The following is a 15,496-nucleotide window of genomic DNA, read 5'->3' as shown; positions in this document are numbered from 1 at the left end:
CTGCGCTTATTCGCCGGCCGGCGCGGCGCCGGTCAGCTCTTTGCGGAGCTGATCGACCAGGTCCTTGTTGATCGTCACCCCGACACGGCGCTTCGCCTCGGCGGCGAGTTGTTCGACCAGCTCGTTACCGAATGCCGAGGCGAGCGGTTGCGCGAGCGCGGCGACGCGCGCGGGTTCGATCGACTTGGGATCGGGGCGATCGACCTTCTCGAGCGCGATGACCATCCAGCCGCGGTTGCCCGGGACTTCGAGCGTCTTGACGCTGTTCTTCGCCATCGAGAAGAGCAGCGCGAGTTCGGGAGGGACACCCTTGCCGTCGCGGCCGAGTTCGGAGCGGCGGCCGCCGATCGTCTGGACGCTGCCGATGTTGGGGCCGGCGGCGCGCGCGGCCTCGGCGAGGCTCTTGCCGCCTTCGACCGCCTTGACGATCGCGCGCGCCTTGTCGCGGGCGACCTTCTGCCCCTCGGCGAAGCGCCATTCCTCGAGCAGGGCGGGGCGGATTTCGGCAAAAGGCGGCGGTGCGGCCGCAAGGATGGATTTCACCGAATAGACGGCAAATTTCTCGTTCTCGACCAGCGTTGCGATCTGGCTTTCGCCTTCGCCGCTACCCTGGAAGGCGCCGCTGACCATCGGGGCGAGTTCGGGAGCGAGCGCGAAGCCCGCCACCTTCGGGGCACGGCCGCTGGGGAGAAGGGCGGGGGTCTCCTCGACCTTCAGCTTGCGGTCGGCCGCGATCTCTTCGAGCGAGGCGCCGCTGTTCACGGCGTCCTGGATCGCGTTGAAATAGTCGACCATCGCCTCGTTCGCCTTGTTCTTGGCGAGTTCGGCGCGGATTTCGGGGGTCGCGTCGGCAAGGCTGCGCGCGGGCTTCGCGGTCACCGCCTCGACACGTGCGACCGCCCAGCCGAGGCCGGTCTGGGTCGGGCCGAGAATGTCGCCGCGCTTGGCCGCGAAGGCCGTTTTGGCCATCGCGTCGCTGGTCGTCGCGGCATAGGCCGAAAGAGTGAGTTCGCCCGTCGTCGACGCAGAAAGCCCCGAAGCCTGCGCGGCGGCAGCGAGCGGCGTACCGGCGCGCGCTTTCGCCGCGATGCTGTTGGCGGTGGCCTGATCGGGGGCGATCACCTGGGCAAAGCGGCGCGTCTCGCTGGCGGCATATTGGGCGGCGTTTGCCTTGTATGCCTTTTCGATTTCGGCGTCGCTGACCGCGGGAACCGCAACGGCGCTGCGGTCGAAGAGCGCATATTGCAGCACGCGCCGTTCGGGGACCGTGAACTTCGATTTGTTTTGGGCAAGGAAGCTTTGCAGCGCGGCGTCGCCCGGATCATTCTTCGGCGCGAAGATGCTGGCGGGGATGAAGGTTGCCTGGCCGCTGCGCTGTTCGAGCAGCAGCGCGGTATAGGGGCTGGCAATGCCCGTCGCGATACGCGGCAGGTTACCGATGGGCGCGCCGATCTGTTCGAGCAGCAGTTGCTGCTTGATGTCGCGGCGAAGCTGCGCCTCGGTCATCCCCTGCTGGCGCAGGAAATTTTCGAACGTCTTCTGGTCGAACTTGCCCGACACCCCCGAAAAGGCGGGAATGTCGGCGATACGACCATCGATCTGGCGCTTGCTGACGCTGAAGCCGAGCTCGGTCGCGAATTGTTCGAAGGCGATGCCGTCGACCATCTGGTTGAGCGCCTGGTCGAGTCCGCCCGATTCGACGAAGGCCGCCATCGTGAGGCCCGGCTGCTGCTGCCGCGCCTGGTTGTAGGCGAGGCGAACGCGTTCGCGAAGCTCGCCGACGCCGAGCTGGCTTTTGCCGACCTTGGCAACATTGGCGCCGCCGAGGCCGCCGAACGAGGCGTTGCCGGTGACGTCGCCGAGCGCGAACAGCACGCCGATCAGGGCGATGAAGCCGAGCGCGATAATCTTGCCGAGGGTGGATCCGAACAGACGGCGGAGAGACGTGATCATGAAACGACTATACTTTCGGCGTGGCGCCTTCGGGCGCGGTTTGGGCGCTGCTTTAGGCGGGAGGCGGGCAGGCTTCAAGGCGGGAAAGCGCGAAGCGGCGCGCGCTTGCATTGGAATGCCGCCGGGCGCTAGGGGCGGGCATCACGACGACAGGCAGGAGGATCGGGTCAATGGCGCGGCGCAAATATGTGGTCGGCAACTGGAAGATGAACGGGCTGACGGCCGCGCTGGCCGAGGCGCAGGCGATTTTCGACGCCGCGAAAGCGCACCCCGCCGTCGATGTGGCGCTTTGTCCGCCCTTTACGCTGATCGGGCCGATGCTTGCGGCGGCGCCGGGCGCGGCGGTCGGCGGACAGGATTGCCATAGCGCGGTATCGGGCGCCTACACCGGATCGGTCGCGGCGGCGATGCTGGCCGACATCGGCGCAACGCTCGTCATCGTCGGGCATAGCGAGCGCCGCGAAGGTTTTGGTGAGAGCGACGCCGATGTGAAGGCCAAGGCCGAAGCGGCACTATCCGCCGGTCTGTCGGTGATCCTGTGCGTCGGTGAGCCGCGCGAGGTGCGCGAATCGGGCGGCGCGATCAACTATGTTCTGGCGCAGGTCGCGGGATCGCTGCCGGCGGACTTTGATGCGTCGCGGCTTGCCATCGCTTACGAGCCGATCTGGGCGATCGGGACCGGGCTGGTGCCGACGGTTGACGATGTGGCGGCGATGCACGGCGCGATCCGTGCCAAGCTTGGCGAACTCGCGGGTAGCGGTGCGGCGGGCACGATGGGCATTCTCTACGGCGGTTCGGTGAATGCCGAGAATGCCGCCGAGTTGCTGGGTGCGGGCGATGTCGACGGCGCGCTGGTCGGCGGCGCCAGCCTGACGGCGGTCAAGTTCGTGCCGATCATCGCGGCGGCCTCGGGGCTCTGATGATCGTCGCCCCCGCGAGGGCGCGGCGACGGTATGCAGGCTTGAACCCCCGGCACTTCATCTCTATGTGCGCCGCGGGCGTGGTCCGTGTGGGACCGCGCAAGTCCGGGAAAATTCGATGTCCAGCCTCTTCACCTTCCTGCTCGTCGTCCAGGCGCTCGTTGCCGCGGCGATGATCGGCGTCATCCTGATGCAGAAGTCGGAAGGTGGTGGCCTTGGCGTCGGCGGCAGCCCTGCGGGCCTGTTGTCGGCGCGCGGTGCGGCGGACTTCCTGACCCGGGCGACGACGGTTCTCGCCAGCCTGTTCGTCGGACTGTCGATCCTGCTCGCGGCGCTCGCGTCGGTAGGTAGCGCTGGCGGTTCGGCCATCGATACGTCGCTGTCGAAATCGGCGCAGCCGAGCAGCGGCGCGCCGACCTCGTCGCTCACCGGCCCGGCACAGGCTCCGGCGCAGACTGGTCCCGCCCAGACTGCTCCGGCCTCGGACGATCCGCTGGCAGCGGCCGCTGCAGCGGCCAGCCAGAGCGCTCCGGCACCCGCCGAGGCCCCTGCCAAGAAATAGACCGGCGGCTTCGGCCACCGGCATCGCATGCGCGGCGGCGGAATTTTTTCCGCCGCAAGCGATTCGACGGCTTGCGCCGTCACCCTCCTGTTGAGTAAGTCTTTCCTCCCATGGCGCGGTTCATTTTTATCACCGGCGGCGTGGTCTCCTCGCTTGGCAAAGGTTTGATGGCGGCTAGCCTCGCGGCCTTGTTGCAGGCGCGTGGCTACCGTGTTCGCATCCGGAAGTTTGATCCCTATCTCAATGTCGACCCGGGCACGATGTCGCCCTATCAGCATGGCGAGGTCTATGTGACCGACGACGGCGCCGAAACCGACCTCGACCTCGGCCATTACGAGCGCTTTACCGGCGTTGCGGCGCGGCAGAGCGACAATGTCACCTCGGGCCGCATCTATCAGCAGATCATCACCAAGGAACGTCGCGGCGATTATCTTGGCGCGACGGTGCAGGTCGTTCCGCACGTCACCGACGCGATCAAGGCGTTCGCGCGCGCCGAGACCGACGACCTCGATTTCGTGCTGTGCGAGATCGGCGGCACGGTCGGCGACATCGAATCGCTGCCCTTCATCGAAGCGATCCGCCAGCTGAGGAATGAGGAGGGGCGCGAGAATACGCTCTCCGTCCACGTCACGCTGGTGCCGTACATCGCCGCCGCGGGCGAACTGAAGACCAAGCCGACGCAGCACAGCGTGCGCGAACTCGCGTCGCTGGGCGTTCAGCCCGATATCCTGCTTTGCCGCTGCGAAAAACCGCTGCCCGAGGGTGAGCGGGCGAAGATCGCGCAGTTCTGCAACGTGCGCAAAGAAGCGGTGATCCCGGCGCTCGACGCCGATTCCATCTATTCGGTCCCCGTGCAATATCATGGCGAGGGGCTCGACAGCGAAGTGCTGCGCGCCTTCGGCATCCATGACGCGCCCGATCCCGACCTGTCGGCGTGGTACGACATCATGGACCGCAAGCAGCACCCCGAGGGCGAGGTCACGATCGGCGTCGTCGGCAAATATGTCTCGCTGCCCGATGCGTACAAGTCGCTTAACGAGGCGCTCGTTCACGGCGGCATGGCGAACCGGGTCAAGGTCAACATCCGCTGGCTCGACGCCGAAATGTTCGAGCGCGGCGACGACCTCGCGAACGAACTTGAGCCGATGCACGGCATTCTCGTCCCCGGCGGCTTCGGCGAGCGCGGGTCCGAGGGCAAGATCGAGAGCGTCCGCTTCGCGCGCGAGCGCAATGTGCCCTTCTTCGGCATCTGCCTCGGGATGCAGATGGCGTGCATCGAGGGTGCGCGGAACACGAGCGGCATCGAAAAGGCGTCGAGCACCGAATTCGGCCCGACGAGCGAGCCGGTCGTCGGCCTGATCACCGAATGGATGAGCGCCGAGGGGCTGCAGCAGCGCGGCGCGAACACCGACATGGGCGGTACGATGCGGCTTGGCGCCTATGAAGCGAAGCTGTCGCCGAACAGCCATGTCGCGGCGATTTACGGCGCGAACGACATCAGCGAGCGTCACCGCCACCGCTATGAGGTGAACGGCGCCTATCGCGACAGCCTTGAAAAGGGCGGACTTGTCTTTTCTGGCATGTCTCCCGATGGCATGTTACCCGAGATCGTCGAGCGGCCGGACCATCCATGGTTCATCGGGGTGCAATTCCACCCCGAACTGAAATCCAAACCCTTCGATCCGCATCCCCTGTTCCGGGGATTCATCGAAGCGGCGGTGAAACAGAGCCGGCTCGTCTGAGGTCTGCGGGGCGGACGACAGGAAAGGGACGACAGGGGCATGGATCACGCGAGACTCGCCGAGCTTCAGGGCCCCGACAGCATCTTTTCCGGTCTGAGCGTCGAGGACTGGGCCGAAATCGCCAGCCGGTCGGTGCAGATCAGCTTCGTGAAGGGCAAGGAGTTGCTCGTCCAGGGCGATCCGGGCGACATGATGCTGATCCTGACCGAGGGCACTGCGCGCGTGTCGATGTTGACCGCGGGCGGGCGCGAGATCGTGCTCGCCTATGCCGAACCCGGCGCGGTGCTGGGCGAGATTGCGCTGCTCGACGGCGGCGAGCGCACGGCTTCGGTGACTGCAACGAGCGCCGGGAGTGCGCTCCAGCTCGGCCGTAACGCGCTCAAGGATTTCGCGGCGAGCCATCCCGAATTCACCTGGTCGCTGATGCAGCAGCTCGCGCGGCGGCTGCGCACCGCCGACCAGACGATCGAAAGCGACCGCGCCTATGCCTCGGGCCCGCGGCTCGCGCGTTACCTCAAGCGCCTGATCCGCAAGGACAGTGCCGAAAAGTCGCACCGTGTCGAACTCAGTCAGACCGAACTCGGCAATTTCGCTGGGATGAGCCGCGAGCATATCAACCGCCAGCTCAAGAGCTGGGAAGAATCTGGTGTGATCTCGTTGGAGCAGGGCCGCGTGCGCGTGCTCGATGCGGATATGCTGGAGGATATCAGCGAGTGCGAGGGGTAGGGGCGCCGCAAAACGCCCCTCGCTCGCGAGTGTCTATGCCACCACCGACGTCGTCAACATGAGTCATGCCAGCCGGATGATTCGTTACAGGAGGATGACTTCGACGGTGCCTGTGCCATATCAAGACGATATCGAAAACACACATGGGGCCAATTAACATTTGGTTGACCAAATTAACCGTGCATGGGAGGCAGTAACGATATCTGCTGCATTTTGGGGGTAAGGCGATGTTGATTTTCAAGCTATTCGGACGATTCTGGCTGTCGCTCGTTGCGGCATGCGCGATCGGGCTATCGCCTGCGGCGGCCGCCGAACTCGTGACCTATAGCTGGACGACCACCAATGCGGGCTTTGGGTCGCATGTGTCGCAGCCGACATCGGCGACGTTCCAAGTGCCGCTGTCATCCGTGCTTGCAGGAAAGATCAACTATTCGGATATCAGCAATATTCAGTTTGCTTACCCCGGATTGACGTTCAATGCCTATTCGGCGAGCTCAACCGGGCTGGATTTCGCATCCTATGTGGATCCCGCGACCGGGGCGTTCATCTTTAACAATGTCAATCAGGGTCTCGCGGTGATCGGATATGAGGGCGGTTTGTTTTCGGACAGCTTTCTGTCGATCACGGTCGGGAATCCCAACTCGAGCTTCACGGGCGTTGCCGATCAGTTCAACGCACTGAAGATGGGATCGCCTTATGCAGGGTTCCCGACGGCCGGCTATTGGACCGCGAACTTCCCGACCACCTCGGCTGTTCCCGAGCCCGCCACCTGGGCGATGATGCTTCTCGGTTTCGGCGCCGTCGGTTTTGCGATGCGTCGCAAGCGGCATTTCACGACGAGCTACGCGGCCGCCTGATCCGGTTTCGTTTCAGCGCGCGACAGGGCGCCCCGGTTTTTGGCCGGGGCGCCTTTTGTTATTCGTCCCAGCCATTTTGCCCCAAACGCCTTCGTTCCGGCCCCAGTGCTAAACGGAGATGCGTCGTGGGGCCGGAATCACAACGCCCGGGCCTCTTCCGAGACCCGGGCGCCTGTGACGAACACTCGCCATCCCCCTTGTGCGCAGACCGGCGAAGGATCTGCACTCCCTGGAGCCGGGCCGTTTGGCCGCGTTGAACCAGAAGCCATGTGGGTAGGTCGAAGGCGGCGCTTTGTCACCCTCCGCGCGCGATGACGCCTTCTTTTGCGTCCGCCCTGTGGCCGTTGGGCAACATATTGTGCGAATCGTTCGCAAGTGCTGCGTGAATTCGTGACCATTGCCAGCATCGCCCGCGCTCCCTAAAGCGACGGCATGACCGCACCGCGTATCGCGCTTCCAAGGCCGCCCGCCCGATGATCCTGCGTCCTTACGAACGCGCCATCTTCAAACGCTATCTTCTGCCGCAGCGCGGCGAGGGCTTCATCTTCGTCGCCGCGGCCTTCAGCTTCATTGCGGTGACGCTCGGCGTCGCGGCGCTGGTGATTGTGATGAGCGTGATGAACGGCGTCCGCTCCGACCTGTTCGACAAGATCGTGGGGCTCAACGGCCATGCCGTCGTGCAGGGCTTCGGCGGGCGGCTCGACGACTGGCAAGATGTGCTGAAGCAGGCGAAGGCGACCCCCGGCGTGGTGTCGGCGACGCCGCTGATCGAACAACCGTTGCTGGCGAGCTTCAGCGGGCGTGTCGAGGGCGTGCTGGTGCGGGGGATGACCGTGCAGGACATTCGCAAGAACGACGTGCTTGGCGGAAAGGTGCTGCAAGGCAGCCTGAACGCGCTGACCCCCAATTCGGGCAATATTGCGCTCGGCAGCGAGTTGGCACGCAATCTGGGCGCGACGGTCGGATCGACCGTCACGATCATCAATCCGCAGGGACGGGCGACGCCCTTTGGCACCGTGCCGCGCGAGATTGCCTATCGGGTGTCGGCGATCTTCGAGATCGGTGTGTATGACTTCGACAAAGCCTATGTCGTGATGCCGATGGAGGATGCGCAACTGTTGCTGCTGATCGGCGATCAGGTGGGGATGATCGAGGTCAAGGTGACCGATCCCGACCGGGTCGGCGAAACGCTGCAGCCGCTGGCGGAGAAGGTCGCGGCGAAAGCGGTTATTTCCGACTGGCGATCGATGAACGCGAGCCTGTTCGAGGCCTTGTCGATCGAGCGGGTCGCGATGTTCGTGATCCTGTCGCTGATCATCCTTGTCGCCGCGTTCAACATCATTTCGTCGCTGATCATGCTGGTGCGAGCGAAGACGCGCGACATGGCGATCTTGCGTACGATGGGCGCCCCGCGCGATTCGGTGATGCGGATATTCATCGCGATCGGGCTGTCGATCGGCGTTGCTGGCACGGTCGCGGGTATGGCGATCGGGTTCGGGCTGCTTTTCTTCCGCCAGAATGTCCTGCGCGGGTTCGAGCTCCTGACAGGGCAATCGCTGTGGGATCCCTCGATCCGCTTCCTCACCGAATTGCCGTCGAAGCCCGATCCGTTCGAGATCACGGGGATCGCGGTCATGACGATCGTTTTCAGTTTCCTCGCCACGCTCTATCCCGCGTACAAGGCGGCGAATACCGATCCGGTGCAGGTGCTGCGCTATGAGTGATGTGGTCCTTGAACTCGCCGGCCTGAAGCGCAGCTTCACCCAGGCCGACGTCACCATCGAGGTGCTGCGCGGGGTCGAGGCGAACCTGAAGCGCGGCGAGATCGTCGCGCTGCTCGGGCCGTCGGGGTCGGGCAAGTCAACGATGCTGCAGGCCGTCGGCCTGCTCGAAGGCGGCTTCGGCGGCACGATCCGCATCGACGGCGAGGATGTGACGCGCATCGACCAGGGCGAGCGGACGAGGACGCGGCGCGAGAAGATCGGCTTCGTCTATCAGTTCCACCATCTGCTGCCGGACTTTACCGCGATCGAAAATGTCGTGCTGCCGCAGCTGATCCGCGGCGCCAGCCAGGCCGATGCCGAGGCCCGTGCGACCGAACTGCTCGGGCGGCTGGGGCTCGCCGAGCGGCTGCATCACAAGCCGAGCAAGCTGTCGGGCGGCGAGCAGCAGCGCGTCGCGGTGGCGCGCGCGCTCGCGAACCGGCCTCTGCTCGTGCTCGCCGACGAGCCGACGGGCAATCTTGACGAGGCGACCGCCGACCGCGTGTTCGAACAGTTCGTGCAGCTGGTGCGCGACCATGGCTCGGCGGCGCTGGTCGCGACGCATAACGAACGGCTGGCGGCGCGGATGGACCGGGTGTTGCGCTTGCATGAGGGGCATATCGAGGCGTAGCGTTGCGATTCTGCGGGAGGGGACGAATGATCCGTTCGCTATCATTTGCGGCACTGGCTGTTATGGCCGCCCCGGCGCACGCCGGATTTCAGTCGCCTCCGCCGCCGCCTCCGCCGGTCCAGCTTCCGCCACCGCCGCCGACTATTCCGTCGCAACCCGCGCCGCTGGTCCAGCTTCCGTGTACGGGCCCGGACTATCATGCCTTCGATTTCTGGGTCGGCGAATGGGATGTGTTCCCGAACGGCAGCAGCACGCAGGTCGCGACGAGTAGCATCGAATCGATGTTTCTCGGCTGCGCGATCCGCGAGACGTGGAAACCGCTGAAAGGCGGAGGCGGCGGCTCGTTCAGCCATTATGATGCCGAGCGTCGCTACTGGCGGCAGGCGTGGGTCGACGCGACCGGCGCGCGGGTCGATTTCGATGGCGGTCCGGTCGATGGCAGGATGGTGCTCACCGGCCATTGGGCGAATGTCGTTGCCAAGGGTCAGGACGGCCTTATTCGTATGACCTATTCGAAACAGCCCGACGGATCGGTGCGCCAGCATGGCGAGCAATCGACCGACCACGGGCTGACATGGGCGACGAGCTTCGACTTCATTTACAGACCGCGCAAGGCGGGGGAGAAATAATATGGGCCTCTATGATCTTTCGGCGAAGCTGCCGGGCGGCGGCGAGCAGCCGTTGGCCGATTACAAGGGCAAGGTGCTGCTGATCGTCAACACCGCGTCGAAATGCGGCTTCACCCCGCAATATGAGGGGCTGGAAGAGCTGTACCGCGATTACAAGGATCGCGGGTTCGAGGTGCTGGGCTTTCCGTGCAACCAGTTCGGCGCGCAAGAACCGGGCAATGCAGAGGAGATCGCGAATTTCTGTTCATTGACCTATGATGTGACCTTTCCGCTGATGGCGAAGATCGACGTAAACGGATCGAACGCCGATCCGATCTTCAAACATCTGAAGGACGAGCAGACCGGGCTGCTGGGTAGCGGCATCAAGTGGAACTTCACCAAATTCCTCGTCGATCGCGACGGCAAGGTGGTGTCGCGCCACGCGCCGACGACCAAGCCCGAGCAACTGCGCAAAGAGATTGAGGAATTGTTGGGTTAACCGTTGGCAGAATCACCGCTGTCACTGTAGCGTCATCCGATGGCCTACAGCCCCTTCGTTCCCCTGCGCGTCTTTTCCAGTTTCACGATGCTGGAGGGGGCGATCGAGCCCAAGGCGATTGCAAAAGCCGCACGCGAGCGTGGATTTCCGGCGATTGCGGTCGCCGATCGCAACGGGCTCTACGGCGTCATGGCGTTCGGCGAGGCGTGCAAGGCTGCGGGGGTGCAGCCGATCGTCGGCGCCTTCCTGAGCGTTGCGCGGCCGGGACAGCGGCTGGCGAACGGCGCCCCGATGATCGACTGGCTCGCGCTCTACGCACAGGACGACACGGGCTACAACAATCTATGCGCGCTGGTGTCGGCGGCGCATCTCGGCCGTCCGGTCGAGCAGGATCCGCATGTCACGCTAGCGGACATGGCAGGAAAGACCGACGGCCTCATTTGCCTGACCGGTGGCGGCGAAGGGGCGCTCGCGCGGTTGCTTGCGGGCGAGCAGAAAATGGCGGCCGACGATTATGTCGAGCAATTGGAAGCGCTGTTCGGGGGGCGGCTTTATATCGAGCTGTCGCGGCGAAACGACGCGACCGAAATGGCCGCCGAGAACGCGCTGATCGATCTGGCCTATGCCCGGGCGCTGCCGATCGTCGCGACCAATCCCGCCAACTTCGTCGAGCCGCAATTCCACGCTGCGCACGACGCGATGCTGTGCATCGCGCAATCGGCCTATGTCGAGAGCGAGGATCGGCGCGTGTCGAATCCGGAGGCGTGGCTGAAGCCCGCCGAGGCAATGGAGGATGCGTTCAGCGACCTGCCCGAGGCGATGCACAATACGCTCGTCGTCGCGCAGCGCTGCGCCTTCATGGCGCCCAAGCGCAAGCCGATCCTGCCCAGTCTTGCAGGCGACCGCGAGGGTGAGGCGGCGCAGCTCAAGGCCGACGCCCATGCGGGGCTGGAGGCGCGGCTCGCGCATTATCCCGACCTTTCCGCCGAGGAACGCGAAGCCTATGTCAAGCGCCTCGATTTCGAGGTCGACGTCATTACCCAGATGGGTTTTCCCGGCTATTTCCTGATCGTTGCCGACTTCATCAAATGGGCGAAGGCGCACGATATTCCGGTTGGGCCGGGGCGCGGGTCGGGTGCGGGCAGCGTCGTCGCCTGGGCGTTGACGATCACCGACCTCGATCCCTTGAAGCTCGGCCTGCTGTTCGAACGCTTCCTCAATCCCGAGCGCGTGTCGATGCCCGACTTCGACATCGACTTCTGCGAAACGCGGCGCGGCGAAGTGATCCGCTACGTGCAGGAAAAATACGGCCGCGACACGGTAGCGCAGATCATCACCTTCGGTAAGCTGAAGGCGCGCGCGGTGCTCAAGGACACCGGGCGTGTGCTCCAGATGAGCTATGGCCAGGTCGACCGGCTGGCGAAGCTGGTGCCGAACCATCCCACCGATCCCTGGACGCTCGAACGCGCGCTGAATGGCGTCAGCGAGCTGATGACCGAATATAAGCAGGACGACGGGGTACGGCGGCTGTTCGACATGGCGCGCCAGCTGGAGGGCTTGCCGCGGCACAGTTCGACCCACGCGGCGGGCGTGGTGATCGGTGACCGGCCGCTCGACCAGCTCGTCCCGCTCTATCGCGACCCGCGCTCGGACATGCCGGTGACGCAGTTCGACATGAAATATGTCGAGACCGCGGGGCTGGTGAAGTTCGACTTCCTCGGCCTCAAGACGCTGTCGGTGCTGAAGGAAGCCAAACGGCTGCTCGCGCTACGCGGGGTCGATGTCGACCTCGATGCGCTCGGCTGGGACGATCCGGCGGTCTACGAATTGCTCCAGCGTGGCGAGACCGTCGGGGTGTTTCAGCTGGAATCCGAAGGAATGCGGCGCACGCTGTCGGCGGTGAAGCCGACCAACTTCGGCGACATCATCGCGCTCGTCGCGCTCTATCGGCCGGGTCCGATGGACAATATCCCGCTGTTCGGGGCGCGCAAGAACGGCCGCGAGCCGATCGCCTATCCGCACCCGCTGCTCGAAGGCATCCTTGCCGAAACCTATGGCATCTTCGTCTATCAGGAACAGGTGATGCAGGCGGCGCAGATTCTCGCCGGCTACAGCCTCGGCGGCGCCGACCTCTTGCGCCGCGCGATGGGCAAAAAGGTGCAGGCGGAGATGGACGCGCAGCGCGACACCTTCGTCAAGGGCTGCGGCGAGCACAACGGCATCGACGCCAAGGCCGCGAACGAGCTGTTCGACTTGATCGACAAGTTCGCAGGCTATGGTTTCAACAAGAGCCACGCGGCGGCCTACGCCTTGCTGTCGTATCAGACGGCTTGGCTGAAAGCCCATTATCCGCACGAGTTTTTTGCGGCGTCGATGTCGTTCGATAGCCACCAGACCGACAAGCTGTCGATTTTCATCGACGATATGCGGCGGCTGGGGGTCGAGGTGTCGCCGCCCTCGATCAACGAGAGCGAAGCCGATTTCTCGGTCGGGCGCGGCGAGGATGGGCTGACCGTGCGCTACGCACTCGGCGCGCTGAAAGGCGTTGGCGAGAAGGCGATGGAGGCACTGGTCGCCGAGCGCCATGCGAAGGGCGATTTTGCGAGCCTCGACGATTTCGCGGCGCGCATCGATCCCAAGCTGCTCAACCGGCGGCAGATCGAGGCGCTGGCCGCCGGCGGCGCGTTCGATTGCGTCGAGCCCGACCGGCCCACCGCCTTCGCCGGCGCCGAGGCGCTGCTTGCCTGTGCGAACAGCTCGGCGCACGAGCGCTCGACGGGGCAGGGCGGCCTGTTCGGCGGCGATGTCGCGATCGCGCCGGTGCTTCAGCTGTCGGCGGCCGAGCCCTGGACGCTCGCGGAGCGCATGACGCGCGAGAAGGAGGCGTTCGGCTTTTACTTCTCGGCCCACCCGGTCGAGCAATATGAGGCGATCGTCGCGGCGCGCGGCGCGCGCTCCTACGGCGACATTTGCGAGAATGTCGAAATGACGCCGGGAACGCGCATCCCGATGGTGATGGCGGCAATGGTCGAAAGCGCGCGCCCGCGCGTGTCGCAGCGTGGCAACCGCTTCCTCAATTTGACACTGTCCGACCGCAGCGGCCAATTCCAGTCGAGCTGTTTCGACGAGCAGGCGGGGAAGGTGCTCGAGGCGCTGGCGGCGGACGGCGGCTGCGCGATCCTGTCCGTCGAGCTCGACCTGCTCGAAGGCGAGGAGACGCCGCGTATTACCGTGCGCGGGGCGCAGTCGCTCGCCGAAATCGCGGCGACGGCGGCGCTGCAGCTGACCTGCCGGGTCGAACTGGCCGATGCGGTCGCGGAAATCGCGAAACTGCTGGAGCGTCGCGACGATGCGCGCGGCAAGGTGGTCATCGCAACGCGCGATCCGCTGACCGATGAGGATGTCCGGGTGGAGCTTGGCCGGAGCTTCGCCCTCGGCCCCGACACCGTCTCGCGGCTTGAAATGATCGCAGGCGTGACCGAACCCGCTCTTTCGCTGGTCGCGCCGCGCGATTTCAGGGCGCGATAGTCCGCTTCACCCTTGCATAGCGCTCGATTCCCGCCCTATTCCTAGGCGGCAACGATAATCGAGGATGCCGAAAATGGGAATGCAGGGTCAGCCGCTGCTCGTCACTAGCCTGATCGACCATGCCGCGCGCGAACACGCGGGGCGCGAGATCGTCTCGCGCTGGGCCGATGGCAGCATCACGCGCTCGACATGGGGCGAGGTGGGCGCGGACGCCCGCCGCTTTGCCGCCGCGATGGTCAGGCTGGGAATGCAGAAGGGCGATCGCATCGCGACGCTGGCGATGAACCATGGTCACCATCTCGTCAGCTGGTACGGCACCGCGGGAATGGGCGGGGTATTGCACACCGTGAACCCGCGGCTGTTCGACGAGCAGCTCGTTTATATCGTCAATCATGCGGAGGACCGCGTGTTGCTGTTTGACGCGATGTTCCTGCCGATCGTCGAGCGGCTTCGCGACCAGCTTCCCACGGTCGAACATTTCGTGCTGTTCGATGCGCCTGCGCAGGGCGACTATAAATCCTATCGCGATCTGATCGGCGCCGAGGACGGGCGCTTCGAGTGGGTGGAACTGGACGAGCGCGATCCGGTCGGGCTTTGCTACACCAGCGGCACGACGGGCAACCCCAAAGGCGTTCTCTACGAGCATCGCTCGAACGTCATCCACGCGATCACCGAAATCCAGCCCGACGTGTTCGACATGTCGAACCGCAGCGTGATCCTGCCGATCGTGCCGATGTTCCATGCGAACAGCTGGGGCATTCCCTTCGCCGCGGCGACGGTCGGCGCAAAGCTGGTGTTTTCGGCGACCAACGAGGCGCAGGTGCTTTGCGACCTGATCCACGCCGAGGGCGTGACGCACAGCGCGGGCGTGCCGACGGTGTGGCTGGCCATGTTCGCGCATATGGACGCGACCGGCATCGACTATGGAAAGTTGTATCGCGTGATCATCGGCGGATCGGCGGCACCGCGCGCAATGATCGAACGCTTCATGAAGGCTGGGGTCGACGTCGGTCATGCGTGGGGAATGACCGAAACCTCGCCGATCGGTACGATGGGCAAGCGCCCGTGGAACTGGGACGAGATGGCGTTCGACGAGCGCGTCGATATCGTCTGCCGCCAAGGCTGTCCTCCATTCGGGGTCGAACTGCGCGTCGTCGATGATGAGGGCAAGGAACTTCCGCGCGACGGAGTGACGAGTGGGCGGTTACAGATTCGCGGGCCGTGGATCATCCAGCGCTATTTCAAGGCGGGCGAGGATGCCGCCGACGACGACGGCTGGTTCGACACCGGCGACGTGTCGGTCATTCACCCTGACGGCGTGATGCAGATCACCGACCGCGCGAAGGATGTCATCAAGTCGGGCGGTGAATGGATTTCGTCGATCGAACTCGAAAACGCCGCGGTCGGCGCGCCGGGGGTGCAAGAAGCGGCAGCGGTCGGCGTATTTCATCCCAAGTGGGACGAGCGGCCGATCCTGCTGATCGTGAAGAAGCCCGGCGCCGAGGTGAGCGAGGCGAGCGTCGTCGATTACCTCAAGGACAAGGTCGCCAAATGGTGGCTGCCCGATGAGGTCGTGTTCGTCGATGAACTGCCGCACACCGCGACGGGCAAGCTGTTGAAGCGCCAGATCCGCGACGATTTCAAGGACTATAAGCTGAAGTCGCTGACTGCCGCCTGATCATCATCCACGTCATTGCTTCGCTTCGC

General features: G+C 64.7%; 12 protein-coding genes. 11 read left to right on the top strand and 1 reads right to left on the bottom strand.

Going from position 1 to position 15,496, the window contains the following annotated elements; genetic code table 11:
- Window positions 1-6: 6 nt before the first annotated feature.
- Window positions 7-1,953, bottom strand: coding sequence for a peptidylprolyl isomerase (locus ATE64_RS06065; RefSeq protein WP_058456396.1), 1,947 nt, complete (start codon window positions 1,951-1,953; stop codon window positions 7-9).
- Window positions 1,954-2,123: 170 nt separating this feature from the next.
- Here ATE64_RS06065 and tpiA point away from each other — a divergent pair, with 170 nt between their 5' ends.
- From tpiA to ATE64_RS06010, 11 genes are all read left to right on the top strand, one after another.
- Window positions 2,124-2,873: a triose-phosphate isomerase gene (gene tpiA / locus ATE64_RS06060; RefSeq protein ID WP_058456397.1), complete on the top strand. Its 750-nt coding sequence runs from the start codon at window positions 2,124-2,126 to the stop codon at window positions 2,871-2,873.
- A 118-nt stretch (window positions 2,874-2,991) separates the two neighbouring features.
- Window positions 2,992-3,435, top strand: coding sequence for a preprotein translocase subunit SecG (gene secG / locus ATE64_RS06055; protein WP_058456398.1), 444 nt, complete (start codon window positions 2,992-2,994; stop codon window positions 3,433-3,435).
- A gap of 110 nt (window positions 3,436-3,545) precedes the next feature.
- Complete coding sequence (locus tag ATE64_RS06050) at window positions 3,546-5,177, top strand: CTP synthase (protein ID WP_058456399.1); 1,632 nt, start codon at window positions 3,546-3,548, stop codon at window positions 5,175-5,177.
- 39 nt (window positions 5,178-5,216) lie between these two features.
- Window positions 5,217-5,903 carry a Crp/Fnr family transcriptional regulator gene (locus ATE64_RS06045; RefSeq protein WP_058456400.1) on the top strand — a complete coding sequence of 229 codons (687 nt, stop codon included), beginning with the start codon at window positions 5,217-5,219 and terminating at the stop codon, window positions 5,901-5,903.
- Window positions 5,904-6,130: 227 nt separating this feature from the next.
- A complete protein-coding gene (locus tag ATE64_RS06040; RefSeq protein ID WP_058456401.1) occupies window positions 6,131-6,760 on the top strand; it encodes a PEPxxWA-CTERM sorting domain-containing protein in 630 nt (209 codons plus the stop codon).
- A gap of 473 nt (window positions 6,761-7,233) precedes the next feature.
- Window positions 7,234-8,484 (top strand): lipoprotein-releasing ABC transporter permease subunit, encoded by a 1,251-nt coding sequence (locus ATE64_RS06035; RefSeq protein WP_058456402.1) that lies wholly within the window; start codon window positions 7,234-7,236, stop codon window positions 8,482-8,484.
- Complete coding sequence (locus ATE64_RS06030; protein ID WP_058456403.1) at window positions 8,477-9,154, top strand: ABC transporter ATP-binding protein; 678 nt, start codon at window positions 8,477-8,479, stop codon at window positions 9,152-9,154. The genes ATE64_RS06035 and ATE64_RS06030 overlap by 8 nt, the downstream gene beginning before the upstream one ends.
- Before the next feature lie 26 nt (window positions 9,155-9,180).
- On the top strand, window positions 9,181-9,783 hold the full coding sequence (locus ATE64_RS06025) for a hypothetical protein (RefSeq protein ID WP_058456404.1): 603 nt from the start codon (window positions 9,181-9,183) through the stop codon (window positions 9,781-9,783).
- Window position 9,784: 1 nt separating this feature from the next.
- Window positions 9,785-10,261: a glutathione peroxidase gene (locus ATE64_RS06020; RefSeq protein ID WP_058456405.1), complete on the top strand. Its 477-nt coding sequence runs from the start codon at window positions 9,785-9,787 to the stop codon at window positions 10,259-10,261.
- 39 nt (window positions 10,262-10,300) lie between these two features.
- Window positions 10,301-13,789: a DNA polymerase III subunit alpha gene (gene dnaE, locus ATE64_RS06015; protein WP_058456406.1), complete on the top strand. Its 3,489-nt coding sequence runs from the start codon at window positions 10,301-10,303 to the stop codon at window positions 13,787-13,789.
- A gap of 73 nt (window positions 13,790-13,862) precedes the next feature.
- Window positions 13,863-15,467, top strand: coding sequence for a long-chain fatty acid--CoA ligase (locus ATE64_RS06010; protein WP_156416528.1), 1,605 nt, complete (start codon window positions 13,863-13,865; stop codon window positions 15,465-15,467).
- The last annotated feature ends 29 nt before the right edge of the window (window positions 15,468-15,496 follow it).

It is taken from the genome of Sphingopyxis sp. H073 (assembly GCF_001468395.1).
Lineage (GTDB): Bacteria > Pseudomonadota > Alphaproteobacteria > Sphingomonadales > Sphingomonadaceae > Sphingopyxis.
The sequence above is the reverse complement of the archived record's forward strand: the minus strand, read 5'-3'. Positions and strand labels throughout refer to the sequence as shown.

What these genes read in the sequence shown, in the direction of transcription:
- ATE64_RS06065 (WP_058456396.1), bottom strand. Translation starts at nt 1,953, where the DNA reads ATGATCACGTCTCTCCGCCGTCTGTTCGGATCCACCCTCGGCAAGATT.
- dnaE (WP_058456406.1), top strand. Translation starts at nt 10,301, where the DNA reads ATGGCCTACAGCCCCTTCGTTCCCCTGCGCGTCTTTTCCAGTTTCACG.
- ATE64_RS06050 (WP_058456399.1), top strand. Translation starts at nt 3,546, where the DNA reads ATGGCGCGGTTCATTTTTATCACCGGCGGCGTGGTCTCCTCGCTTGGC.
- ATE64_RS06035 (WP_058456402.1), top strand. Translation starts at nt 7,234, where the DNA reads ATGATCCTGCGTCCTTACGAACGCGCCATCTTCAAACGCTATCTTCTG.
- ATE64_RS06020 (WP_058456405.1), top strand. Translation starts at nt 9,785, where the DNA reads ATGGGCCTCTATGATCTTTCGGCGAAGCTGCCGGGCGGCGGCGAGCAG.
- ATE64_RS06040 (WP_058456401.1), top strand. Translation starts at nt 6,131, where the DNA reads ATGTTGATTTTCAAGCTATTCGGACGATTCTGGCTGTCGCTCGTTGCG.
- ATE64_RS06045 (WP_058456400.1), top strand. Translation starts at nt 5,217, where the DNA reads ATGGATCACGCGAGACTCGCCGAGCTTCAGGGCCCCGACAGCATCTTT.
- ATE64_RS06025 (WP_058456404.1), top strand. Translation starts at nt 9,181, where the DNA reads ATGATCCGTTCGCTATCATTTGCGGCACTGGCTGTTATGGCCGCCCCG.
- ATE64_RS06030 (WP_058456403.1), top strand. Translation starts at nt 8,477, where the DNA reads ATGAGTGATGTGGTCCTTGAACTCGCCGGCCTGAAGCGCAGCTTCACC.
- tpiA (WP_058456397.1), top strand. Translation starts at nt 2,124, where the DNA reads ATGGCGCGGCGCAAATATGTGGTCGGCAACTGGAAGATGAACGGGCTG.
- secG (WP_058456398.1), top strand. Translation starts at nt 2,992, where the DNA reads ATGTCCAGCCTCTTCACCTTCCTGCTCGTCGTCCAGGCGCTCGTTGCC.
- ATE64_RS06010 (WP_156416528.1), top strand. Translation starts at nt 13,863, where the DNA reads ATGGGAATGCAGGGTCAGCCGCTGCTCGTCACTAGCCTGATCGACCAT.